Source organism: Azotobacter vinelandii CA (assembly GCF_000380335.1).
In the GTDB taxonomy this organism is placed as follows: Bacteria; Pseudomonadota; Gammaproteobacteria; order Pseudomonadales; family Pseudomonadaceae; genus Azotobacter; species Azotobacter vinelandii.
The window spans coordinates 249,434-272,762 of the sequence record NC_021149.1 but is presented as its reverse complement, the minus strand read 5'-3'; the positions used below and the strand labels follow the sequence as shown (position 1 = coordinate 272,762).

The following is a 23,329-nucleotide window of genomic DNA, read 5'->3' as shown; positions in this document are numbered from 1 at the left end:
GCCAGGCTCCCCCTTCTTCGTTGCGGACACCGTGCAGCCGCTACAGACGCCTTACAGCAGTGCCGGAATGCCCGGAATCTGCCCGATGGCCGCCAGGATGCCGGTCAGCAGCAGGAACACGCAGGTCGGGATGACCCAGCGGTGCACGGCCCCCATCGCCTGGCCGCGCTCCTTGTCGCCGATCAGCCCGAGATTGTCCAGCAGCATGGTCAGCGACCAGCCGAAGGCCGGGTTCACCAGCGCCGAGGAGAAGATCACCACGGCGGCGGACTGGGAAGTCTTGCCCTCGCGGGTCATCTGCATGCCGGCCTCCAGCAGTGGCAGGTAGACGCCGACCAGCAGCGCCACGCTCGACACCGGCGGCCATACCGCCAGGTCCTGACACCGCGCGACGGATCGGTCGATGATTCGAATCGGATGGTCGAAGCGATGAGGCAGGCGTCGATGGATCACGCCGGGGTAGCGAGGTAAGGGGGCGGCAATACAATACCGGGGCCGCAGGCGCCGACTATCAGCCAACCGAACCGGCTCGACGGGCCCCTATCGGCATCGGCACCCCGGCTGCCCAGCCTCAACTATCGGTCATATGCCGTATTGCGCACGATAGGCTTCCACGGCGCTCAAATGGCGCTTGAGCTGCGCATCTTCCGCCAGGTACTCCAGCACATCGGAGAGGGAAGCGATGCTGACCACCGGCATGGCGAAGTCGCGCTCGACCTCCTGGATCGCCGACAGCGCGCCCTGGCCGCGTTCCTGGCGGTTCAGCGCGATCAGCACGCCGGCCGCCCGGGCGCCCTGCCCCTGGATGATCTGCATCACCTCGCGGATCGCCGTGCCGGCGGTGATCACGTCGTCGACGATCAGTACCCGCCCGCTCAGCGGTGCGCCGACCAGGCTGCCGCCCTCGCCGTGGTCCTTGGCTTCCTTGCGGTTGAAGCACCAGGGCAGGTCGAGTCCATGGTGCTCGGCCAGCGCCACCGCGGTCGCCGCGGCCAGCGGGATGCCCTTGTAGGCCGGCCCGAACAGCACGTCGAAGGCAATGCCGCTACCGACCAGGGCCGAGGCGTAGAAACGGCCCAGTCGCGCCAACGCCAGCCCGCTGTCGAACAAGCCGGCGTTGAAGAAATAAGGGCTGGTCCGTCCCGACTTGAGGGTGAACTCGCCGAAGCGCAGCACACCGCGCTCGATGGCGAAACGAATGAATTCGCGCTGGTAGGCCTGCATGAAAAGTCCCGATAGGCACGGATTTAGCTATATGCTCCGAGGTCGGGTATCATACACGCTGGTTTTTTTGGGGGCCATGTATGCGGATCATCAGTGTAAACGTCAATGGTATCCAGGCTGCCGTCGAGCGTGGCCTGCTCAGCTGGCTGCAAGCCCAGAATGCCGACGTGATCTGCCTGCAGGATACCCGCGCCTCCGCCTTCGAACTGGACGATCCGACCTACCAGTTGGACGGCTACTTTCTCTATACCAGCGAGGCGGAAGTCCCCAGCCAGGGAGGCGTCGCACTCTATTCGCGGCTGCAGCCCAAGGCAGTGATCGGTGGCCTCGGCTTCGAGACGGCCGACCGTTACGGGCGCTACCTGCAAGCGGACTTCGACAAGGTCAGCATCGCCACCCTGCTGCTTCCTTCCGGACAAGGCGGCGACGAGAGCCTGAACCAGAAGTTCAAGTTCATGGACGACTTCGCCCGCTATCTGGAGAAGCAACGGCGCAAGCGCCGCGAATACATCTATTGCGGCTCGCTGTACGTGGCGCACCAGAAGCAGGACGTGAAGAACTGGCGCGACTGCCAGCAGTTGCCCGGCTTCCTGGCGCCGGAGCGCGCCTGGATGGACCAGATCATCGGCCACATGGGCTACGTGGACGCCCTGCGGGAAACCAGCCGCGAGGGTGACCTCTACAGCTGGTGGCCGGACAGCGAACAGGCGGAGATGCTCAACCTCGGCTGGCGCTTCGACTACCAGTTGCTGACCCCGGGCATGCGCCGCTTCGTGCGCAACGCCCGCCTGCCCAGGCAGCCGCGCTTCTCCCAGCACGCGCCGCTGATCGTCGACTACGACTGGCTGCTGAGCCTGTAGACGACGCAGCTCCGGAAGAGGCCGGCTCCGCAGCCGGCTCTTCCCCCCCTCCCGCTCACTTCACCAGACGCAGGCAGAAGGGATAGCGCCAGGCCTCTCCGGCATTGGCCCGGATGCCGGCGATGACCACCAGCACCAGGGCCGTCAGGTTGACCAGCACCATCAGCGGGAAACCGATGAAGATCCAGGCGAGCACGCCGCAGAGCATCATCAGGATGCTGTAGGTAATCTGGAAGTTGAGCGCCTCCTTGCCATGCCAGTCGACGAAGGGGTCGCGCTCCTTCTGCAACTGCCAGACGATCAGCGGCCCCAGCACATTGCCGACCAGCGGCGCCACGAACCAGAAGAAAGCTGCGTAATGGCAGAGCATCGCCCAGCGGCGGACCTGGGGATCGGGCAAGGGGACGAGCGGCGGCGAGGACATGCGAACTCCCGGCGAAAAGTCAGTCGGCCAGCACGGCGCGTTGCAGCTCGAACAGCTCGCGGATGCCCTGGGTGGCCAGGGCCAGCATGGCGTTCAGCTCCTCCGGCTGGAAAGGCTCGCCCTCGGCGGTGCCCTGCACCTCGATGAAACCGCCGGCGTCGGTCATCACCACGTTGAGGTCGGTCTCGGCGTCGGAGTCCTCGGGATAGTCCAGATCCAGGATCGGCTCGCCCTGGTAGATGCCCACGGAAACCGCCGCGACCATCTGCTTCAGGGGATCGCCCTTCAGCGCCCCGCGCTTCTTCAACACCGCCAGGGCATCGACCAGCGCCACCATGGCGCCGGTGATCGAGGCCGTGCGGGTACCGCCGTCGGCCTGGATCACGTCGCAGTCGACGTACAGGGTGTTCTCGCCCAGCTTGCTCATGTCCAGCGCGGCGCGCAGCGAACGACCGATCAGCCGCTGGATCTCCAGGGTGCGCCCGCCCTGCCGGCCGCGGCTGGCCTCGCGCGCCATACGCTCCCCGGTGGCCCGCGGCAGCATGCCGTACTCGGCGGTCAGCCAGCCCTTGCCCTGGCCCTTGAGGAAACGTGGCACGCCGGCCTCGGCGCTGACCGTGCAGATCACCCGGGTGTCGCCGAACTCCACCAGCACCGAGCCCTCGGCATGCCGGGTGTAGTTGCGGGTGATGCGAATCGGACGCAACTGGTGGGGCGCTCGGCCACTGGGACGTTTCATCTGGGCTTACCTGTACGGTCGGAAAAAATTTGCCGGCCATTATAGGGCGCTCATCGTCAGTCGGACATGCCGATTGGGCCGCGGCGACGCACTGCGCTACAATCCGTTCCCTTTAAATACGACGATCCGAGAGGTGGACACCATGGCGCACAGCATGACTGCCTTCGCCCGCGTCGAGCGGGCCGGCGCCCACGGCACCCTGAGCTGGGAACTGCGCTCGGTCAATCATCGCTACCTCGAACCGCACCTGCGTCTGCCGGAGGCCTTCCTCGATCTCGAGGGCGCCCTGCGCGACGCCCTGCGCCAGGGGCTTTCCCGCGGCAAGGTCGAATGCACCCTGCGCTTCGACGAAGGCAGCGCCGGACAGCCGTTGCAGATCGACCGCGAACGTGCCAGCCAACTGGTGGCCGCCGCCGAGGACATCGCCGCCCTGATCCGCCAGCCGGCCCCGATCGACCCCTTCGACGTGCTGGCTTGGCCCGGCGTGCTGGTGGCCGATGCCGCCGATCACCAGCGCCTCAGCGCCGAAGCCCTGAGCCTGTTCGACGAGGCCCTGGCCCAGCTCAAGGCCGGCCGCGCCCGCGAAGGCGCGGAACTGGCCCGGTTGCTCGAGGAACGCCTGGACGCCATGCTCCAGGAGGTCGAGAACCTGCGCCAGTTGGTCCCGCAGATGCTCGCCAACCAGCGCCAGAAGATCCTCGACCGTTTCCGCGACACGCAGCTGGAACTGGACCCGCTACGCCTCGAACAGGAACTGGTGCTGCTCGCCCAGAAGAGCGACGCGGCCGAGGAACTGGATCGCCTCTGCACCCACATCGCCGAGGTCCGCCGCGTGCTCAAGGACAGCGGCACGGTCGGCCGCCGGCTGGACTTCCTGATGCAGGAACTCAACCGCGAGGCCAACACCCTTGGCTCCAAGGCCTTCGATCCCCGCTCCACGCAGACCGCGGTCAACCTCAAGGTATTGATCGAACAGATGCGCGAGCAGGTACAGAACATCGAGTGAAGCCCCACTCCACGAGAATCCGCGCTCAGGAAACGTCCATGTCCGCCACCGGCACCCTCTACATCATTTCCGCACCTTCCGGCGCCGGCAAGACCAGCCTGGTCAAGGCCCTGATCGACGCCCTGCCACAGGTGCGGGTATCGGTCTCGCATACCACCCGCGGCATGCGCCCGGGCGAGGTCGAAGGCGTGAACTACCACTTCGTCGACCGCCCGACCTTCCTCGGCATGCTCGAGCGGGGCGAATTCCTCGAGCACGCGGAAGTCTTCGGCAACCTCTACGGCACCTCGCAGCTGTGGCTGGAGCAGACCCTGGCCGAGGGCTACGACCTGATCCTGGAGATCGACTGGCAGGGCGCCCAGCAGGTCCGCAGGCTGCTGCCCCAGGCGCAATCCATCTTCATCCTGCCGCCGAGCCAGCAAGCCCTGCGCCATCGCCTGACCAACCGCGGCCAGGACAGCGACGAGATCATCGAGCGGCGCATGCGCGAGGCGGTCAGCGAGATGAGCCACTACGTGGAATACGACTACCTGGTGATCAACGACAACTTCGCCCACGCCCTCGAAGACCTGAAGTCGATCTTCCGCGCCCGCCAGTTGCAGCTGGAAGCCCAGCAGCGCCGCCACGGCGACCTGCTCGCCGAACTGCTGGCCTGAAGCCGCGCGCCTGCGCGACCCCGGCCGCCGGGCGGCCCGGCGTCTCTGCAGGAAGGTCTTCAGCGCGGACACCGGCAGGATCGCCCCAGGCAGGATCGCCCCGAGCAGGACCATCGGCAGCCGCTTCGGCACCAGGCCGGGCCGATCAAGCCGATGGCGGGCCGGCGACGAAGCCCCGGCCGCTGCAAGGGACCTGCAGGATTCAGCCGCTTTCACGTCGTGCGCTCACCGCTATGCCTATGGATGAATAGCGGAAGACCCGGCAAGCAGCACTCCACTCGGTACAGGACCGAAAACCGGCCCCAGCGGATCGGCCGCAGCCGGCCGCAACCGATATGTTTCTTTATATAGGCAGGAAAATCGCGTGTCCCGGAAGGCGACCGGCGAGCCCGTCGCAACGCCGGCCGTCTTCTCCTGCCGCTGTCGGCTTCGCGACGAGGCCGACAGCGGTTGCCAGTTCGGGGCAATGACCGCACGGCCATTTGGCCCTTCCCTTCGAAGTGGCGTTTTCCTAGACTAGTCAGTCCGCTTGTCCATTTGGCACTGCAACACTCATTTCGTCACGAGGAACACCATGGCCCGCGTTACCGTTGAAGACTGCCTGGAAAACGTCGATAACCGCTTCGAGCTGGTCATGCTCGCCAGCAAGCGCGCGCGCCAGTTGGCCACCGGCGGCAAGGAGCCGCGCCTGCCCTGGGAGAATGACAAGCCCACCGTGGTCGCCCTGCGCGAGATCGCCGCGGGCCTGGTCGACTACAACGTCATCGCCCAGGACGAGATCGTCGCCGAGGAGCCACTGTTCGCCGCCTTCGAGGAAGATAGCAACGAGGCCCTGTAACACGATGTCAGACAGCGGTCGCGGCACGGGAGCAGTGTTCGCCGGCCAGGGGGAGCGTCCTTGGCCAGCATAGACACCCTTGCCGATCGGCTCCTGACCTACCTTGCCCCGGACCAGGTCAACCTGGTCCGCCGAGCCTATTACTACGCCGAGCAGGCCCACGACGGCCAGCGTCGACGCAGCGGCGAGCCCTACGTCACCCATCCCCTCGCCGTCGCCAACATCCTCGCCGACATGCACATGGACCATCAGAGCCTGATGGCCGCGATGCTCCATGACGTGATCGAGGACACCGGCATTCCCAAGGAGGCGCTGGTCGAGCAGTTCGGCGAAACCGTCGCCGAACTGGTCGACGGGGTCAGCAAACTGACCCAGATGAAGTTCGAGAACAAGGCCGAGGCGCAGGCCGAGAACTTCCAGAAGATGGCCATGGCCATGGCCCGCGACATCCGCGTGATCCTCGTCAAACTGGCCGACCGCCTGCACAACATGCGCACCCTCGACGCCATGCCCTACGAGAAGAGCCGGCGCATCGCCAAGGAAACCCTGGAAATCTACGCGCCCATCGCCAACCGCCTGGGCATGCACAGCATGCGCGTGGAATTCGAGGACCTCGGCTTCAAGGCCATGCACCCGATGCGCTCGGCGCGCATCCGCCAGGCGGTGCGCCGCGCCCGTGGCAACCGCAAGGAGATCGTCACCAAGATCGAGCAGTCGCTGGTCGCCTGCCTCGAGCGCGAGGGCCTCGACGGCGACGTCAAGGGGCGCGAGAAGCACCTCTACAGCATCTACAAGAAGATGCGCGGCAAGCGCAAGGCGTTCAACGAGATCATGGACGTCTACGCCTTCCGCATCGTGGTCGACAAGGTCGACACCTGCTACCGCGTGCTCGGCGCCGTGCACAACCTCTACAAGCCGCTGCCCGGCCGCTTCAAGGACTACATCGCGATTCCCAAGGCCAACGGCTACCAGTCGCTGCACACCACCCTGTTCGGCATGCACGGCGTGCCCATCGAGATCCAGATCCGCACCCGCGAGATGGAGGAACTGGCCAACAACGGCATCGCCGCCCACTGGCTGTACAAGTCCGGCGACGAGGACCCGATCAAGGGCAACCACGCGCGGGCCCGGCAGTGGGTCAAGGGCGTGCTGGAGCTGCAGCAGAGCGCCGGCAACTCGCTGGAATTCATCGAGAGCGTGAAGATCGACCTGTTCCCCGACGAGGTCTACGTGTTCACGCCCAAGGGCCGCATCATGGAGTTGCAGAAGGGCTCCACCGCGGTCGACTTCGCCTACGCGGTGCACACCGACATCGGCAACAGTTGCATCGCCTGCCGCATCAACCGCCGCCTGGCGCCGCTCTCCCAGCCGCTGGAGAGCGGCTCCACGGTGGAGATCGTAACCGCTCCGGGCGCGCGGCCGAATCCGGCCTGGCTGAACTTCGTGGTCACCGCCAAGGCGCGCACCCACATCCGCCACGCCCTCAAGCAGCAGCGCCGCTCGGAATCCATCAGCCTCGGCGAGCGCCTGCTGAACAAGGTGCTCGCCGGCTTCGATGCCAGCCTCGAACAGATCCCAGCGGAGCGCATCCGCCAGGTGCTCGACGAATACCGCATGGAGGTCTTCGAGGACTTGCTGGAGGACATCGGTCTCGGCAACCGCATGGCCTACGTGGTGGCCCGACGCCTGCTGGCCAGCGAGGGCGAGGAGATCCCCAGCGCCGAAGGCCCGCTGGCGATCCGCGGCACCGAGGGCCTGGTGCTGAGCTACGCCCGCTGCTGCTCGCCGATCCCCGGCGATCCCATCGTCGGTCACCTGTCGGCGGGCAAGGGCATGGTCGTGCACCTGGAGAACTGCCGCAATATCGGCGAGATCCGCCACAACCCGGAAAAATGCATCCCGCTGACCTGGTCCAAGGACGTCAGCGGCGAATTCAACGTCGAACTGCGCATCGAACTGGAACACCAACGCGGCCTGATCGCCCTGCTCGCCGGCAGCGTCAACGCCGCGGACGGCAACATCGAGAAGATCGGCATGGACGAGCGCGACGGCCGCACCAGCGTGGTCCAACTGGTGGTCAGTGTGAAGGACCGTATCCACCTGGCCCGGGTGATCAAGAAGCTGCGTGCCCTCAAGGGCGTCATCCGCATCACCCGCGTGCGCGCCTGAGCGCCGACGCCGCGCCGCCCGGAACATCCCCGAAGGAGCTTTCCATGAGCAAGAGCGTGATCAATACCGACAAGGCCCCCGCCGCCATCGGCACCTACTCCCAGGCGATCAGGGCCGGCGATACCGTCTACCTGTCCGGACAGATTCCCCTCGATCCCGGGACCATGGAACTGGTCGAGGGCGACTTCGAAGCCCAGACCGTGCGGGTGTTCGAGAATCTCAAGGCGGTCGTCGAGGCGGCCGGCGGCTCGTTCGCCGACATCGTCAAGCTGAACATCTTCCTCACCGACCTGGCCCACTTCGCCAAGGTCAACGAAGTCATGGGCCGCTACTTCGCACAGCCCTACCCGGCCCGTGCCGCCATCGGCGTCGCCTCCCTGCCGCGCGGCGCGCAGGTGGAGATGGACGGCATCCTGGTCCTCGGCTGAACCCCATGGGCGGAGCCGACGCTCCGCCCTTTCCCATCGACGCCCCCCTGTCAGCGTTATATTTACGAATATATAGCGCTTGTCCTACACTGCCCATTGGCCCCGCCAGCCAGGCACCCGAGTCCTGGGCGGGAGAAGGATCTGTTCGCCCGCTGTCCGGTCCGTCCGGGCAAGTCATGCATTCGCCCGAATGACCTGCGCCGCCTTCGACGGAGGGCGGCGCATCCGACAATCCGCCCCGCCGCCCTGGCGCGCCGCACGCCAGCAGTCGTTCGCGGGCACCGCCCGAGGAGGCAAGCCATGTCCAATCCGCCGCTGGATACCGAGGAAAACGCAACCACCCTCGCGATAACGCCCATCCCCGCCGAATCCCTGCCGCTGGTGCGCGAAACCGTCGAGCGCCTGCGCCCGGGCGTGCAGCGCGACGGTGGCGACCTGGAGCTGGTCGCCGTACAGGACAACATCGTCCGCCTGCGCCTCAAGGGCGCCTGCGTCGGCTGCGCCATGTCCGCCCAGACGCTCGGCGGCGTGCGCCGCGAACTGGTCAAGGTGCTCGACAATCCCTCGGTGCGCGTACTGCCGGCCCCCTGAGTAGAGTCCCATGCGCCAGACAGAACGCCAGACAGGAGTGGTCATTCCCATGTCCAGCCTCCCCCAATACTGCGAATGCGGCCTCGGCGAGTGCCGTACGGACGTGTTGCCGCTGCTCTACGAAATGAGCCAGATCGCCACGGAAAGCGGCGATCTGTCGAGCATCATCAGCATCCTGCTGCGCCTGATGAAGCGCCACATGAAAGTGGTGCGCGGCATGGTCACCCTCTACGACCGGGACTCCGGCAGCATCGTCCTGCACGAGAGCTTCGGCCTCAGCCCCGAAGAGGCCGGCAAGGGCGTCTATCTGCTCGGCGAAGGCATCATCGGGCGGGTGGTGGAAACCGGCCAGAGCATCGTGGTGCCCTGCATCCGCGACGAGCCGGCGTTCCTCAACCGCACCGGCAGCCGCGACTGCGACAGCGACGACGCCAACCTGTCGTTCATCTGCGTGCCGATCCTGCGCGGTCGCCAGGTGATGGGCACGATCAGCGCCGAGCGTCTCTACGACAACGCCGAACTGCTCAAGCTGGACGTCGAGGTGCTGTCGATCCTGGCCACCACCACCGCCCAGGCGGTCGAACTGTACTTGGTGGAGAACGTCGAGAACGTCGCCCTGGAGGCGGAGAACCGTCGCCTGCGCAGCGCCCTGGGGGAGCGCTTCAAGCCCGCCAACATCATCGGCAATTCCAAGCCGATGCTCGAGGTCTATCAACTGATCGAGCGCGTGGTGCGTACCAGGACCACGGTGCTGATCCTCGGCGAGAGCGGCGTCGGCAAGGAGCTGGTGGCCGGCGCCATCCACTACAACAGCCCGGCGGCCAAGGGGCCGTTCGTCAAGTTCAACTGCGCCTCGCTGCCCGAATCGGTCATCGAGAGCGAGCTGTTCGGCCACGAGAAGGGCTCCTTCACCGGCGCCATCGGGCTGCGCAAGGGTCGCTTCGAGGAAGCCGCCGGCGGCACCATCTTCCTCGACGAGGTCGGCGAGATGTCGCTGACCACCCAGGCCAAGCTGCTGCGCGTGCTGCAGGAGCGCAGCTTCGAGCGGGTCGGCGGCAACACCACCATCCACGTCGACCTGCGGGTGATCGCCGCGACCAACCGCAACCTCGCCGAGATGGTCGCCGACGGCACCTTCCGCGAGGACCTCTACTACCGCCTCAACGTCTTCCCCATCACCATCCCGCCACTGCGCGAGCGCGGCAGCGACATCATCACCCTGGCCGACCACTTCGTCTCGCGCTTCTCCAGGGAAATGGGCATCGAGGTCAAGCGCATCTCCACCCCGGCGCTGAACATGCTGCAGAGCTACCAGTGGCCGGGCAACGTGCGCGAACTGGAGAACGTCATCGAACGCGCCATGCTGCTCAGCGAGGACGGGGTGATCCACGGCTACCATCTGCCGCCGTCGCTGCAGGCGCCGGTGGTCGGCGACAGCGAAGCGCCGCCGGACGGCCTAGAGGCGCGCCTCGGCGCCATCGAGTACGAACTCATCGTCGAAGCCCTCAAGCTGCACCACGGCAACATGACCGAGGCGGCCACCCACCTCGGCCTGACCCGCCGCGTGCTCGGCCTGCGCATGGGCAAGTACAACCTCAACTACAAGGACTACCGCTGAGCGCGGCGTACCGCCCGCGTGAAAGTACCACCGCGTACAGGGATCGTTCGCCACGGTACGTCCCCTCCGAAAAAACCCGCCGGAACCCTTCAGGGACGCGGGTCTTGCGCGATTGGCGCGACCTTTGCTCCAGCTCCTGCAGGGGTTCGCGACGGGGCGCTCCGCCCGGCGGACCGCACCTTTCCATCCACCGCACGCGACGGGCATCGCCCGTCCGGAGAGGGACGATGAATCAGACCGAAATCCAGAACCTGCTCGACGAGCCAGCCTGCACCCACAACACGGCGGGCAAGACCGGCTGCTCGCGCTCGCGCCCGGGAGCCACCCAGGGCGGCTGCGCCTTCGACGGCGCGCAGATCGCCATCCTGCCGATCGCCGACGCCGCGCACATCGTCCACGGTCCGATCGGCTGTGCCGGCAGTTCCTGGGACCTGCGCGGCAGCAATTCCTCCGGCCCACAGTTGTACCGCCTGGGCATGACCACCGAACTGTCCGACGTCGACGTGATCATGGGCCGCGGCGAGAAAAAGCTGTTCCACGCCATCCGCCGTGCAGTCGAGCGCTACCAGCCGCAGGCAGTGTTCGTCTACGGCACCTGCGTGCCGGCGATGCAGGGCGACGACATCGAAGCGGTGGCCCGCGACGCCAGCCAGCGCTGGGGCGTGCCGGTGATTCCGGTGGACGGCGCCGGCTTCTACGGCACCAAGAGCCTGGGCAACCGCATCGCCGGCGAAACCCTCTACCGCCACGTCATAGGTACCCGCGAACCGGCGCCGCTGCCGCAAGGCGCCGTCGGCCACGGCATCACGGTGCACGACGTCAACCTGATCGGCGAATACAACATCGCCGGCGAGTTCTGGCGCGTCGCGCCGCTGTTCGACGAACTCGGCCTGCGCATTCTCTGCACCCTGTCCGGCGACGCGCGCTTTCGCGAGGTCCAGACCATGCACCGCGCCGAAGCCAACATGGTGGTCTGCTCCAAGGCCATGCTCAACGTCGCCCGCCACCTGCGCGAGGACTACGGCACGCCGTTCTTCGAGGGCAGCTTCTACGGTATCGCCGATACCTCCCAGGCCCTGCGCGACTTCGCCAAGGCGATCGGCGACCCGTCGCTGTCGGTACGCACCGAACTGCTGATCCTGCGCGAGGAAAACAGGGCCAGGGCGGCGCTCGAACCCTGGCGCGAGCGACTGGCCGGCAAGCGCGCGCTGATCTTCTCCGGCGGCGTGAAATCCTGGTCGGTGGTTTCGGCGCTGCAGGACCTCGGCGTCGAGGTGATCGCCACCGGCACCGAGAAATCCACCGAGGAAGACCGCGCGCGCATCCGCGAGCTGATGGGGCCGAACGCCCGGATGATCGACGACAACGACCAGAGCGCGCTGATCGCCACCTGCATCGAGAGCGGCGCCGACATCCTCATCGCTGGCGGACGCTACCTGTACGCCGCGCTCAAGGCGCGCCTGGCGTTCCTCGACATCAACCACGAACGCGACTTCGGCTACGCCGGCTACGGCGGTTTCGTCGAACTGGCCCGCCAGTTGGCGCTGGCCGTGCACAGCCCGGTATGGCAGCGCGTGCGCCAGGAGCCGCGCTGGGTACGCGCCAGCACCCGGGCCGCGCTGCTGGAGGAGGCCTGACATGGCCCGGATCGTCCAGACCAGCAAGCCCCTGAGCGTCAATCCGCTGCGCGTCAGCCAGCCGATGGGCGCCGCGCTGGCCTTCCTCGGCCTGTCCCGCAGCCTGCCGCTGGAGCACGGCGCCCAGGGCTGCACGGCGTTCAGCAAGGTGTTCTTCACCCGCCACTTCCGCGAACCCATCCCATTGCAGACCACCGCGCTGGACATGGCCAGCACCGTGCTCGGCAGCGACGAGCGGCTGCAGGAAGGCCTGGCCACGGTGATCGACGGGCATCACCCGGAAGTGGTCGGGCTGATCACCACCGGCCTGGTGGAAATGCAGGGCGCCGACATCCGTCGCGTGCTGCGCAGCTTCCATGCCGAACGCTGCGAAAGCGCCAGCGTCGTCGCGGTGAACACCCCGGACACCCTCGGCGGGCTGGAGAGCGGCTACGCCCTGGCGGTGGAGGCGATCATCGAGGCGCTGGTGCCGGATAGCGTGGTGCCGGCGGCGCAGCGGGCCCGCCAGGTCAACCTGCTGGCCGGATCGATGCTGACCCCGGCCGATGTCGAGGCGATCCGCGAGTGGATCGAGGGCTTCGGCCTGCAGGCGGTGATCCTGCCCGACCTGGCCGACTCCCTCGACGGTCACCTGACGCCCCAGGGCTACACCACCCTGACCACCGGCGGCACCACCCGTCAGGAAATCGCCGCCATGGGCCGCTCGGCGCTGACCCTGGTGATCGGTGACTCCCTCGGCCGCGCCGCCGACCTGCTGCAGGCGCGTACCGGAGTACCGGACCTGCGCCTGCCCGGACTGACCGCGCTGGCCGACTGCGACGCCTTCGTCCAGGCGCTCGCCGATGTCTCCGGCCGCCCGGTGCCGGCGCGCATCCTGCGCCAGCGCGAGCAACTGCTCGACGCCATGGTCGACAGCTATGTCCCGGTCGGCGGCACGCGCATCGCCATCGGCGCCGACGCCGACCAACTGGTCGCCATCGGCCGCTTCCTCGACGACGTCGGCGCCCGCCTGGTCGCCGCGGTCAGCCCTTGCCGCAGCGCGGCGCTGGAGGCGCTGAATATCAAGGAAGTGATGATCGGCGACTTCGAGGACCTGGAGGAACGCGCCCGCGAAACCTCCGCGCAATTGCTGATCGGCAACTCCCACGCCCTGCAGAGCGCCGAGCGCCTCGGCATCCCGCTGCTGCGCGCGGGTTTCCCGCAGTACGACCACTACGGCGCGGCGGCGCGCCTGTGGGTCGGCTACCGCGGCGCGCGCCAGTTGCTCTTCGAACTGGCCAACCTGTTCGCCCCCCGGGGCGCCGGCATCGCCCCCTACCACTCGCCGCTGCGCCAGGATTTCGACGGCGCGGCCGCACCTTCCGCGAGGAGCATCACTGCATGATCAAAGTCGCTTTCGCGTCCAACGACCGGGTCAACGTCAACCTGCACTTCGGCGCCGCCGACACCCTGATGGTCTACGACATTTCGCCGGGCTACGCCGAACTGCTCGGCGTCGGCGAGTTCGTCCAGGCCAACATGAAGGGCGAGAACCGCTTCAAATCGCTGTCGGACGGGCAGACCAACATCATCGACCTGCAGCTCAGCGCCGAGGAACTGGAGCGTCTCGCCGCCAAGCCACCGGAGGACAAGGTGATCGCCAAGCTGAAATTCCTCGAAGGCTGCTCGGCGATCTACGCCGCCTCGATCGGTACTTCGTCGATCAAGCGACTGATAATGGCCGGTATCCAGCCGATCATCGTCGGCACCGGCCAGACCATCGAGGACCTGCTCAACGAGGTCAGCCTGGCCCTGCACTGCGGCGGCCTGAGCTGGGTGGAGCGGGCCAAGGCCAAGGCCGAACGCGCTGCGGCCCAGAACCCCGCCGCGCCCCACACGCCCTCCGGCAACGGCCTGCGCCTGATCACCTCCATCGAGGAGCTGGAATAGCCACTTCCGTGCGGGGCGCCGAAGGCTCAGCGCATCGAATGGTGATGCGCGGAATGGCCTTCCACGGCATCCCTCCCGTGGTCGCCGAGCTGGGCACCGATCCAGGCATGGATCGCATGGATCAGTTCCGGCCTGCCAGCGGCGAAGCGCAGTTGCGCACCGTCCCGGATATCGGCGTATCTCACCGACATCTCGCCCGGCGCGGCATTCCTGAGCGCCTCCAGGCCCGGCATGTCGCGGCCGTGGATGGTTTCCGGCGCGGAGAAGTCCCGCCTCGCGAACTGTTCGCCGACCTCCTGCAGATGCCGGCGGATCAGCGTCAGTTGGGCGGGGTCCGCCCCGTCCTTCAGGACGACCTTCTGGATGCCGCCGTCGGACGTTCTTTCGAAGATGTGAGTGGTCTGCGCCAAGGCGAAGGGCATCACCTGGGCACCGCGCCGGGCGACTTCCGCCTGGCGCTCGGACGAGGCCTGCGAGGCGAACGCATTGCCCGCGAGACACACTGCCATACCCAGTACCGGCAAGAACTTCGACGATCTTTCCATGGAACTCAAAACAACCTCCTGTATGCATCGAGTGCAGGTTCGACGCTTCGCTGGACGCCCGATGCCATGACCGGGCCGATACGCCCCCGGGCCGGCCTCAGCCGCCGGCCATCGCCGAGACGATGAAGACTTCGTCGCGGGTATCGAGCGCCGTTTCCATGCCGTCGAGCGCCTTGATGTCCTTCCCGTTGACGAAAATCCTGATGTATTTCTTCACGCTGCCATCCGGGCCATGCAGTTGGGCATTGAATCCCGGGTAGCGCGTATCGACCTCCCGCAGCAGCGCGCTGACGGAGCCTGCCCCGACTTCCAGTCTGGACAGGTCCTCGACGGACTTTCTGAAGGGCGCGGGCACGAAAAGGGTCGGCATTGTCTTTCTCCTGGAATCAGTGGCTTCTGCTCGCCCCGCAGGCAGGGCAATCCTTCACGCGCTCGATCTCGAGATAGCGTGTCGTGTTCGATTCAAGATCGAAGAACCAGAGTATGTTCTTGAGCGGCTGGCCGAAGCCGGTCAGCACCTTGATCGCCTCCATGGCGATGGTCGTTCCGACGATCGCCGGACCGGGGCCGATCGCCGGGAACACCTTCATGTCCGTCCAGTACTCGGGCTTTTCCGGGAACACGCAGCGCAGGCAGGCGCTTTCGCCGGGAATGAAGGTGCTCGCATAGCCTTCCATGCCGAACATCGCGCCCATGCACAGGGGCTTTCCCTGCCGCATGGCTTCGTCGTTCATCAGGTAGCGCTCCTCGAACAGCGGCGCGCCATCCACCACCAGGTCGGCCCGGGAAACGAGATCGGCGACGTTTTCCCCGTTGATGTATTCGTCCACCGTGACGATCTCGACGTCCGCATCGATCTGCCCGAGCTTTTCCGCCCAGACCTGCGCGCAGGGCCGGCCCAGGTCGTCGGGCGTGATCAGTTGCCAGCGGTTGAGGTATTCCGGCACCACCTTGCCGCCGTGCGCCAGGATCAGGCGTCCCACCCCGGCACGCACCAGGTTCATCGCCGCGGTACCGCCCACGCCGCCCACCCGGGAAACCAGAACGGTGGCGCCCTTGAGGCGCAACTGGCCTTCCTCGCCAAAGCCTTCGATCCGCAACTGCCTGGAGTAACGTTCCCTATCGAACTCGCTAAGCGCCTTAGTCTGCATGAGATTCCTTCGGTCTATCGAAAACCAGCAATGAAGCCTTCCCCATCGGCGATGGCGAAGGGAAACGCGCGACAAGTCGTCAATAAAGGGGCAGCGTCCCGTCGACTTCCGCAACCCAGGCCCGCAGGCCGCCCCGCAGGTTCCAGACCCTGTGGAAGCCCTGCCCTTCGAGGATCTCCAGGGCCTTGCGGCCGCGCGCGCCCATCAGGCAGTAGACGATGATGTCCTTCGCGGGGTCCAACTCCCCGCAACGCGCGGCCAACTCGCCCAGGGGCACATGCACAGCCCCCGCGATCCGGCAGATGTCCCATTCGTGCGGCTCCCGCACATCCAGCAGGAGCACATCCCCGGGGCGTCCGAGCCAGACGGCCGCCTCGCCGGCGGCGATCTCCGCGCGGGCCCCGCCGCCCGGCGCGAGCGCGCCGCAGAAGGCCTGGTAATCCTGTAGCCCGGTGATGCTGGGCGAAGTGCCGCACAGGGGGCAGTCGGGGTCCTTCTCGATCCGCAGTTCGCTGGTCCGCATGCCCAGGGCATCGAACATCAGCAGTCGCCCGACGAGGGGATCGCCGATTCCCAGGATCCGCTTGATGACCTCGGTCGCCTGAACGACCCCCAGGAGTCCCGGCAGCACGCCCAACACCCCGCCTTCGGCGCAACCGGGTATTTCGCCGGGCGGCGGCGGTTCGGGATACAGGCATCGATAGCAGGGCCCCTCCTTCGCGTAAAAAACCGAAGCCTGCCCCTCGAACCTGAAAATGCTGGCATGGACATTGGGTTTTCCCAGCAACACGCATACATCGTTGATCAGATAGCGCGTGGAGAAGTTATCGGTACCGTCGGCGACGATGTCGTAGCGGGAACAAATGTCGAAGGCATTCTCCGCCGTGAGCATGGTTTCGTGCTTGACGATCTCGATATCCGGATTGAGGTCGCGAAGTTTCTCGGCGGCCGAAGTTATTTTCGGTTTGCCGATATCGGCGGTATGGTGGATGACCTGACGCTGCAGATTGCTGTAATCGACGACATCGCTGTCGACGAGCCCCAGACGCCCGACACCGGCGGCGGCCAGATACAGCGCCAGCGGGGAACCCAGCCCGCCCGTGCCGACGCACAGGACCTTCGCCCGCTTCAGCCTCGACTGCCCTTCCAGGCCCACCTCGGGCAATAGCAGATGCCGGCTGTATCTATTGATTTCCCGCTTTGAAAGATCCATTGAGCCTATCCCTGCAGCGATCGGACTACTTCCTGTCCTTATGGATTTTATCGTAACGAACTCAACCAAATAATCTAAGACAAGGCAATGCCCATCGGGGTCTTCGCTTCTGCCGCCAAAGCGCTATACAAATAAATACACATAAATACTTCTTCGATCCCTGTGAAAAACTTGCGTTAATAGCGAGTACTGGCATGTCAATTACTTTTTTATAGAACGAAACATATATTGAAAACATGCCCCGCGTAGTTCCGATGAAATACGGAATCGACGCCGTTCGATCGGTCGCACGCCCCATCTACGACCGCCGAAGCCCGCGGATGGCCATTCGCAACGGCACGAACAAGTGACGCCTGTCATAAAACCGTAAAAAATATTTATTGCACGTTATTTCCCATGGCAAGTCATGCCCATCCGGCATGGGCGCAGGCATGCCGGGCCGCGCGCGGCCCTGGGCTTACCCACCTGGAAATCACGGCGAAGCGACGAAAAAGGCCCGCCGGATGCCATCCGGCGGGCCCTCGGCATTACGGGCGAGACTCAGGTGGCGTCGGCGTGGCTGACCAGGCCCTTGATCAGGATCGCCGCGGTGGCGATGCCGGCCGGCAGCAGCAGGGCGCCGAGCACATCCTCGAAGGTCCAGCCGAGACCGAGCAGGGTCGCGCCGATCCAGGCGCCGAGGATGGCGCCGAAACGGCCGATGCCGAGCATCCAGGACACGCCGGTGGCGCGGCCGTGGGTCGGGTAGAAGCGCGCCGCCAGGGACGGCATGGCCGACTGCGCGCCGTTGACGCTCATCCCGGCCAGCAGCACCAGAGTCGCCAGCAGGGCGGTCTGGCCCAGGCTCTGGCCGACCGCGAAGGTGAAGAGGCCGGCCATCAGGTAGAACAGACCGATCACCTTGTGCGGGTTCATGCGGTCCATGGCCCAGCCCACCGCCACCGCGCTGAGCACGCCGCCGAACTGGAACAGCGCGCCGACGAAGGCGGCCCGCTCCATGCTCGCGCCGCTGTCGCGCAGCAGCGTGGGCAGCCAGCTGGTCAGCAGATAGACGATCACCAGGCCCATGAAATAGGTGAGCCAGAGCAGCAGGGTGCCGACACGGAAGGTGCCGCCGAAGATCACCGCGAAGACGCCGCCGGCCTTCTCCGTGCGCTGTTCGGGGATGCTGAAGCCCCTGGCCTGCGCCGCTTCCTCGCCGATCGGCCGCAGCACCCGGCGGACACGCCCGACGTCGTGACCGCGCGCCACCAGGTAGCGGGCCGACTCGGGCAGCCAGAACAGCAGCACCAGCGCCAGGAGCAGCGGCAGCACGCCACCGACCAGCAGCAGGCTGTGCCAGCCATAGGCCGGGATCATCCAGGCGGAGACGAAGCCGCCGGCCGCCATGCCCAGGTTGAAGCCGCAGAACATGCTGGTCACCAGCAGCGACTTGTGGCGCACCGGGGTGTATTCCGACAGCAGCGTGGTGGCGTTGGGCATGGCCGCGCCGAGTCCCAGACCGGTGAGAAAGCGCAGCACCACCAGTTCGCCGACGTTATCGCTGTAGGCCGACGCCAGGCTGAACAGGCCGAACAGCAGCGCCGAACCGACCAGCACGCCCTTGCGACCGAAGCGGTCGGCCAGCGGACCGGAGCAGAGCGCGCCGAACACCATGCCGATCAGCGCGGCGCTCATCACCGGGCCGAGGCTGGCGCGGTCGATGCCCCAGTCCTGGACCAGCGCCGGGGCGATGAAGCCCATGGCGGCGGTATCCAGACCGTCGAGGAAGACGATCAGGAAACACAGCAGAACGATGCGCCACTGGTAGAGGCCGAGCGGCCGGGAATCGATGAAGGCCTGTACGTCGAGGGTTTTCGGAACCGGGGCGCGGCCGGATGCGGCGGCCTCGCCGGGAAGCGCAAGGGGAGTGCTCATGGGATCTCTCTTGTCGTTGTTGTCGGAGGTAGAGCGCCTCCGAAAGCTACGACCGCCCCAGTCCAGTCAACAAGCCGATAATCGCCTTTCTGTTCGATCAGCGAACGATTCCTCCCGGCTATTCCTCGTACCATCCAGCCCCTCGCCTCTTCGCCGATCGGCCGTCCGGCGCCGTCGAGCACCCCAGTACCATGCGGAACGGATCGCTTCCCGGCTGTACCTGCGGGTACGTCGACGGAGCGCACAGCATCCTGGCCTGGATTTATGGAGTCCAATAAACCTGCAAAAATTAAAATAATTCACTAATTAAATATGTTTTTTTGATTTTATATTCCAAAAAATAGGCAATCATCGACTTATCGATCCTTGTGGCACCGCCCTTGCTCAACTCTCGTCGGCACAAATCAAAACGCCAACGAATCAACGGAGGTTCCTAAGATGGCATTGCGTCAGTGTGCAATTTACGGCAAGGGTGGCATCGGCAAGTCCACCACCACCCAGAACCTGGTCGCCGCCCTCGCCGAAGCCGGCAAGAAAGTGATGATCGTCGGTTGTGACCCGAAAGCCGACTCCACCCGCCTGATCCTGCACTCCAAGGCCCAGGGCACCGTCATGGAAATGGCCGCGTCCGCCGGCTCGGTCGAAGACCTGGAGCTGGAAGACGTGCTGCAGATCGGCTTCGGCGGCGTCAAGTGCGTCGAATCCGGTGGCCCGGAGCCGGGCGTCGGCTGCGCCGGCCGTGGCGTGATCACCGCGATCAACTTCCTGGAAGAAGAAGGCGCCTACAGCGACGACCTGGACTTCGTGTTCTATGACGTGCTGGGCGACGTGGTATGCGGCGGCTTCGCCATGCCGATCCGCGAGAACAAGGCCCAGGAAATCTACATCGTCTGCTCCGGCGAGATGATGGCCATGTACGCCGCCAACAACATCGCCAAGGGCATCGTGAAATACGCCCACTCCGGCAGCGTGCGTCTGGGCGGCCTGATCTGCAACAGCCGCAAGACCGACCGCGAAGACGAGCTGATCATGGCCCTGGCCGCGAAGATCGGCACCCAGATGATCCACTTCGTGCCGCGCGACAACGTCGTGCAACACGCCGAAATCCGCCGCATGACCGTGATCGAATACGATCCGAAGGCCGGACAGGCCGACGAGTACCGTGCCCTGGCTCGCAAAATCGTCGACAACAAGCTGCTGGTCATCCCGAACCCGGCCTCCATGGAAGAACTCGAAGAGCTGCTGATGGAATTCGGCATCATGGAAGTCGAAGACGAGTCCGTCGTCGGCAAGGCCGCCGCCGAAGGCTGATTCACCCAGCACAGCGTTTGCGGAGGAGCGTGCGCCGCGGGCTTTCGGAATGGCTTCTCGCGGCCGGCGGCGCACGCCGCCCTCCCTTCGAACAACCCGACCTCAGGAGCTGACACCATGGCCATGGCCATCGACGGCTACGAATGCACTGTCTGCGGCGACTGCGAGCCGGTCTGCCCGACCGGTTCGATCGTCTTCAGGGACGATCACTACGCGATCGAAGCCGACAGTTGCAACGAATGCACCGACGTGGGCGAGCCGCGCTGTCTCGGCGTCTGCCCCGTCGACTTCTGCATCCAGCCGCTCGATGACTGAACACTGAACGACTCCGCACCCCGTTGCCGGCGGCAGGACATTCCGCGCCGTCCTGCCGCCGGACCCAGAACGGCGATCGCTTTTCCTCAGGGGCGATCGCCGTTTTACTTTTCCCCGCTCCGCTAGCGCCCGCGGACAACAGCCGTCCGTATCCGCGCCGTTCGCCGTCCTCGACCGGCCACGATCGCGGCACAGCTCGCCAAGCTACAGCCCGCTCCACAAGCTGACCATCGGCATCCAGACCTTCGCCAAGATCCGCGAAGACTTCTTACGTCGACAAGACCGGCTTCGCCCGGCGACCGATCGAACGGGACACACTACTTCCTCTCCCGGCCATGCCGCTTCGGCAAGAGCCCGTTCCTCGATACCCTGGCCGAACCGTTCGCCGGCGACGAACCTTCGTTCCGCAGGCTGCAGATGCATGACCGATGGGACTGGCGCCGGCGCCATCCGGCATTGCGGATCGGCTTCGGCGGCGCGCCGATCCGGGACGGCGGATAAGCTCGCCGAGCCGCTGCTCCCAAAGCCACGCCCACCTCCACGTCCCGGCGCGGAAGTGGCGATCCCCAGCCGCACGTCCCCATGGTTTCCGGGTCTGGAACCGTCCCCCGGACTTCCCGTACGGACGCCCGGAAGCCACCGCCCCGACGGCCACGCACAGCCACGTACAGACCCCCCGCTCTCCGTACTTGGCCGAACGAAAAACCTTTTACGTAACCCGCCGGCCGTCCACCCGGTTGTCCCGAACAGGAAAAAAAAGCCCGGAAAAGGCTTGCCCCGGCGCTTTTCCAAAACCTCGAAAATGCGCACAAATAATTGATTCGAAAGGATTAATCTGAGACAGCGGCGATGCCGCGAAAAATTCCTGCAAGCGCTGCAAGGACATATGGCACGCATCCTGCCCTTACCTCTTCGCCAACCGGTTTTTCCGGTCCCGGTCGAGTGCCGTCAGGGGACTCGATCCACGCATAGAGCCGAGGAGACTTCAATCATGCCAATGGTATTGCTGGAATGTGACAAGGACATACCCGAGCGCCAGAAACACATCTATCTGAAGGCGCCCAACGAGGACACCCGCGAGTTCCTGCCGATCGCCAACGCGGCGACCATCCCCGGCACCCTGTCCGAACGCGGCTGCGCCTTCTGCGGCGCCAAGCTGGTGATCGGCGGTGTGCTCAAAGACACCATCCAGATGATTCACGGCCCGCTCGGCTGTGCCTACGACACCTGGCACACCAAGCGCTACCCGACCGACAACGGCCACTTCAACATGAAGTACGTCTGGTCGACCGACATGAAGGAAAGCCATGTGGTCTTCGGCGGCGAGAAACGCCTCGAGAAGAGCATGCACGAAGCCTTCGACGAAATGCCCGACATCAAGCGGATGATCGTCTACACGACCTGCCCGACCGCGCTGATCGGCGACGACATCAAGGCCGTGGCCAAGAAGGTGATGAAGGACCGTCCGGACGTGGACGTCTTCACCGTCGAATGCCCCGGCTTCTCCGGTGTGTCCCAGTCCAAGGGCCACCACGTCCTGAACATCGGCTGGATCAACGAGAAAGTCGAGACGATGGAGAAGGAAATCACCAGCGAATACACCATGAACTTCATCGGTGACTTCAATATTCAAGGTGATACCCAACTGCTGCAAACCTACTGGGACCGCCTGGGCATCCAGGTCGTCGCCCACTTCACCGGCAACGGCACCTACGACGACCTGCGCTGCATGCACCAGGCCCAGCTCAACGTGGTGAACTGCGCCCGTTCCTCCGGCTACATCGCCAACGAGCTGAAGAAGCGCTACGGCATCCCGCGTCTGGACATCGACTCCTGGGGCTTCAACTACATGGCCGAGGGCATCCGCAAGATCTGCGCCTTCTTCGGCATCGAGGAGAAGGGCGAGGAGCTGATCGCCGAGGAATACGCCAAGTGGAAGCCGAAGCTCGACTGGTACAAGGAGCGTCTGCAAGGCAAGAAAATGGCGATCTGGACCGGCGGCCCGCGCCTGTGGCACTGGACCAAGTCGGTCGAGGACGACCTGGGCGTGCAAGTGGTGGCCATGTCCTCCAAGTTCGGCCATGAGGAAGACTTCGAGAAGGTCATCGCCCGCGGCAAGGAAGGCACCTACTACATCGACGACGGCAACGAGCTGGAATTCTTCGAGATCATCGACCTGGTCAAGCCGGACGTGATCTTCACCGGCCCGCGCGTCGGCGAACTGGTCAAGAAGCTGCACATCCCCTACGTCAACGGCCACGGCTACCACAACGGCCCGTACATGGGCTTCGAAGGCTTCGTCAACCTGGCCCGCGACATGTACAACGCCGTGCACAACCCGCTGCGCCACCTGGCCGCCGTGGATATCCGCGACAAGTCGCAGACTACCCCGGTCATCGTGCGGGGGGCCGCCTGATGAGCCAGTCCCATCTCGACGATCTGTTCGCCTATGTCGAGGAGCGCTGCCTGTGGCAGTTCTTCTCGCGCACCTGGGACCGCGAGGAAAACATCGAGGGCGTGCTCAATCAGGTCGGCCGCCTGCTGACCGGCCAGGAGCCGCTGCGCGGCACCCCGCAGGAGCGCCTGTTCTACGCCGACGCCCTGGCCATGGCCAACGATGTCCGCGAGCGTTTCCCCTGGGCTTCGCAGGTCAACAAGGAAGAGATCGAGTTCCTGCTCGACGGTCTCAAGTCCCGTCTGGTCGACGTGACCATCACCCGCTCGACCAACCGCGAACTCAACCACCACCTCTACTGAG

At 65.5% G+C, this 23,329-nt stretch carries 24 protein-coding genes and 1 pseudogene; 16 read left to right on the top strand and 9 right to left on the bottom strand.

Translation table 11 applies throughout. From position 1 onward, the window contains the following. Window positions 1–51: 51 nt before the first annotated feature. A pseudogene (locus tag AVCA_RS26615) lies at window positions 52–378 on the bottom strand (DUF3360 family protein); the annotation flags it as partial. A gap of 204 nt (window positions 379–582) precedes the next feature. Next, the gene (gene pyrE / locus AVCA_RS01355) at window positions 583–1,224 is read right to left on the bottom strand and encodes an orotate phosphoribosyltransferase (protein WP_012698976.1); all 642 of its coding nucleotides are present in this window, start codon (window positions 1,222–1,224) and stop codon (window positions 583–585) included. An 80-nt stretch (window positions 1,225–1,304) separates the two neighbouring features. Between pyrE and AVCA_RS01350 the strand changes: the two genes are divergently transcribed. Next, complete coding sequence (locus AVCA_RS01350) at window positions 1,305–2,084, top strand: exodeoxyribonuclease III (RefSeq protein ID WP_012698975.1); 780 nt, start codon at window positions 1,305–1,307, stop codon at window positions 2,082–2,084. 55 nt (window positions 2,085–2,139) lie between these two features. Here AVCA_RS01350 and AVCA_RS01345 read toward each other — a convergent pair whose 3' ends face one another. After that, complete coding sequence (locus AVCA_RS01345; RefSeq protein WP_015589527.1) at window positions 2,140–2,508, bottom strand: DUF4870 domain-containing protein; 369 nt, start codon at window positions 2,506–2,508, stop codon at window positions 2,140–2,142. A 19-nt stretch (window positions 2,509–2,527) separates the two neighbouring features. Next, window positions 2,528–3,247, bottom strand: a complete 720-nt coding sequence (gene rph, locus AVCA_RS01340) for a ribonuclease PH (RefSeq protein WP_012698973.1) — start codon at window positions 3,245–3,247, stop codon at window positions 2,528–2,530. A gap of 142 nt (window positions 3,248–3,389) precedes the next feature. Here rph and AVCA_RS01335 point away from each other — a divergent pair, with 142 nt between their 5' ends. The 10 genes from AVCA_RS01335 to AVCA_RS01290 all read left to right on the top strand — a co-directional run bounded on the left by AVCA_RS01335 (window position 3,390) and on the right by AVCA_RS01290 (window position 14,119). Continuing rightward, window positions 3,390–4,253, top strand: coding sequence for a YicC/YloC family endoribonuclease (locus AVCA_RS01335; RefSeq protein WP_012698972.1), 864 nt, complete (start codon window positions 3,390–3,392; stop codon window positions 4,251–4,253). 38 nt (window positions 4,254–4,291) lie between these two features. Further along, window positions 4,292–4,909: a guanylate kinase gene (gene gmk, locus AVCA_RS01330; protein WP_012698971.1), complete on the top strand. Its 618-nt coding sequence runs from the start codon at window positions 4,292–4,294 to the stop codon at window positions 4,907–4,909. A 574-nt stretch (window positions 4,910–5,483) separates the two neighbouring features. Continuing rightward, complete coding sequence (gene rpoZ, locus AVCA_RS01325; protein ID WP_012698970.1) at window positions 5,484–5,747, top strand: DNA-directed RNA polymerase subunit omega; 264 nt, start codon at window positions 5,484–5,486, stop codon at window positions 5,745–5,747. A gap of 60 nt (window positions 5,748–5,807) precedes the next feature. Continuing rightward, complete coding sequence (spoT, locus tag AVCA_RS01320) at window positions 5,808–7,916, top strand: bifunctional GTP diphosphokinase/guanosine-3',5'-bis pyrophosphate 3'-pyrophosphohydrolase (RefSeq protein ID WP_012698969.1); 2,109 nt, start codon at window positions 5,808–5,810, stop codon at window positions 7,914–7,916. A 44-nt stretch (window positions 7,917–7,960) separates the two neighbouring features. Further along, window positions 7,961–8,344 (top strand): RidA family protein, encoded by a 384-nt coding sequence (locus tag AVCA_RS01315; RefSeq protein ID WP_012698968.1) that lies wholly within the window; start codon window positions 7,961–7,963, stop codon window positions 8,342–8,344. Window positions 8,345–8,644: 300 nt separating this feature from the next. After that, complete coding sequence (locus AVCA_RS01310) at window positions 8,645–8,935, top strand: NifU family protein (RefSeq protein WP_012698967.1); 291 nt, start codon at window positions 8,645–8,647, stop codon at window positions 8,933–8,935. Window positions 8,936–8,984: 49 nt separating this feature from the next. After that, the gene (gene vnfA1, locus AVCA_RS01305; protein WP_012698966.1) at window positions 8,985–10,553 is read left to right on the top strand and encodes a vanadium-dependent nitrogenase transcriptional regulator VnfA1; all 1,569 of its coding nucleotides are present in this window, start codon (window positions 8,985–8,987) and stop codon (window positions 10,551–10,553) included. A 227-nt stretch (window positions 10,554–10,780) separates the two neighbouring features. After that, window positions 10,781–12,190: a nitrogenase iron-molybdenum cofactor biosynthesis protein NifE gene (gene nifE, locus AVCA_RS01300; protein ID WP_012698965.1), complete on the top strand. Its 1,410-nt coding sequence runs from the start codon at window positions 10,781–10,783 to the stop codon at window positions 12,188–12,190. Window position 12,191: 1 nt separating this feature from the next. Continuing rightward, window positions 12,192–13,574, top strand: a complete 1,383-nt coding sequence (nifN, locus tag AVCA_RS01295) for a nitrogenase iron-molybdenum cofactor biosynthesis protein NifN (RefSeq protein WP_012698964.1) — start codon at window positions 12,192–12,194, stop codon at window positions 13,572–13,574. After that, window positions 13,571–14,119 carry a NifB/NifX family molybdenum-iron cluster-binding protein gene (locus tag AVCA_RS01290; RefSeq protein WP_012698963.1) on the top strand — a complete coding sequence of 183 codons (549 nt, stop codon included), beginning with the start codon at window positions 13,571–13,573 and terminating at the stop codon, window positions 14,117–14,119. The genes nifN and AVCA_RS01290 overlap by 4 nt, the downstream gene beginning before the upstream one ends. A 26-nt stretch (window positions 14,120–14,145) precedes the next feature. On the opposite strand, the gene AVCA_RS01285 is transcribed toward AVCA_RS01290, so the two are convergent. The 5 genes from AVCA_RS01285 to AVCA_RS01265 form a co-directional block, all read right to left on the bottom strand. Next, the gene (locus AVCA_RS01285; protein WP_236616330.1) at window positions 14,146–14,628 is read right to left on the bottom strand and encodes an aspartate carbamoyltransferase; all 483 of its coding nucleotides are present in this window, start codon (window positions 14,626–14,628) and stop codon (window positions 14,146–14,148) included. A 133-nt stretch (window positions 14,629–14,761) separates the two neighbouring features. Then, complete coding sequence (locus AVCA_RS01280; RefSeq protein ID WP_012698961.1) at window positions 14,762–15,034, bottom strand: MoaD/ThiS family protein; 273 nt, start codon at window positions 15,032–15,034, stop codon at window positions 14,762–14,764. Window positions 15,035–15,050: 16 nt separating this feature from the next. Continuing rightward, window positions 15,051–15,815 (bottom strand): HesA/MoeB/ThiF family protein, encoded by a 765-nt coding sequence (locus tag AVCA_RS01275; protein WP_231876174.1) that lies wholly within the window; start codon window positions 15,813–15,815, stop codon window positions 15,051–15,053. Window positions 15,816–15,894: 79 nt separating this feature from the next. After that, window positions 15,895–17,028, bottom strand: coding sequence for a molybdopterin-synthase adenylyltransferase MoeB (gene moeB, locus AVCA_RS01270; protein WP_012698959.1), 1,134 nt, complete (start codon window positions 17,026–17,028; stop codon window positions 15,895–15,897). Between the two features lie 540 nt (window positions 17,029–17,568). After that, complete coding sequence (locus AVCA_RS01265) at window positions 17,569–18,945, bottom strand: 4-hydroxybenzoate transporter PcaK (RefSeq protein WP_012698958.1); 1,377 nt, start codon at window positions 18,943–18,945, stop codon at window positions 17,569–17,571. 438 nt (window positions 18,946–19,383) lie between these two features. Here AVCA_RS01265 and nifH point away from each other — a divergent pair, with 438 nt between their 5' ends. From nifH to vnfG, 5 genes are all read left to right on the top strand, one after another. After that, window positions 19,384–20,256 (top strand): nitrogenase iron protein, encoded by an 873-nt coding sequence (gene nifH, locus AVCA_RS01260; RefSeq protein WP_012698955.1) that lies wholly within the window; start codon window positions 19,384–19,386, stop codon window positions 20,254–20,256. A 117-nt stretch (window positions 20,257–20,373) separates the two neighbouring features. Beyond that, a complete protein-coding gene (locus AVCA_RS01255; protein WP_012698954.1) occupies window positions 20,374–20,571 on the top strand; it encodes a 4Fe-4S dicluster domain-containing protein in 198 nt (65 codons plus the stop codon). Window positions 20,572–20,721: 150 nt separating this feature from the next. Continuing rightward, window positions 20,722–21,072, top strand: a complete 351-nt coding sequence (locus tag AVCA_RS27195; protein ID WP_197471038.1) for an AAA family ATPase — start codon at window positions 20,722–20,724, stop codon at window positions 21,070–21,072. A 490-nt stretch (window positions 21,073–21,562) separates the two neighbouring features. Next, window positions 21,563–22,987, top strand: a complete 1,425-nt coding sequence (gene vnfD, locus AVCA_RS01250; RefSeq protein ID WP_012698950.1) for a nitrogenase vanadium-iron protein, alpha chain — start codon at window positions 21,563–21,565, stop codon at window positions 22,985–22,987. After that, window positions 22,987–23,328 carry a V-containing nitrogenase subunit delta gene (vnfG, locus tag AVCA_RS01245; RefSeq protein WP_012698949.1) on the top strand — a complete coding sequence of 114 codons (342 nt, stop codon included), beginning with the start codon at window positions 22,987–22,989 and terminating at the stop codon, window positions 23,326–23,328. The genes vnfD and vnfG overlap by 1 nt, the downstream gene beginning before the upstream one ends. Window position 23,329: the final 1 nt, after the last annotated feature.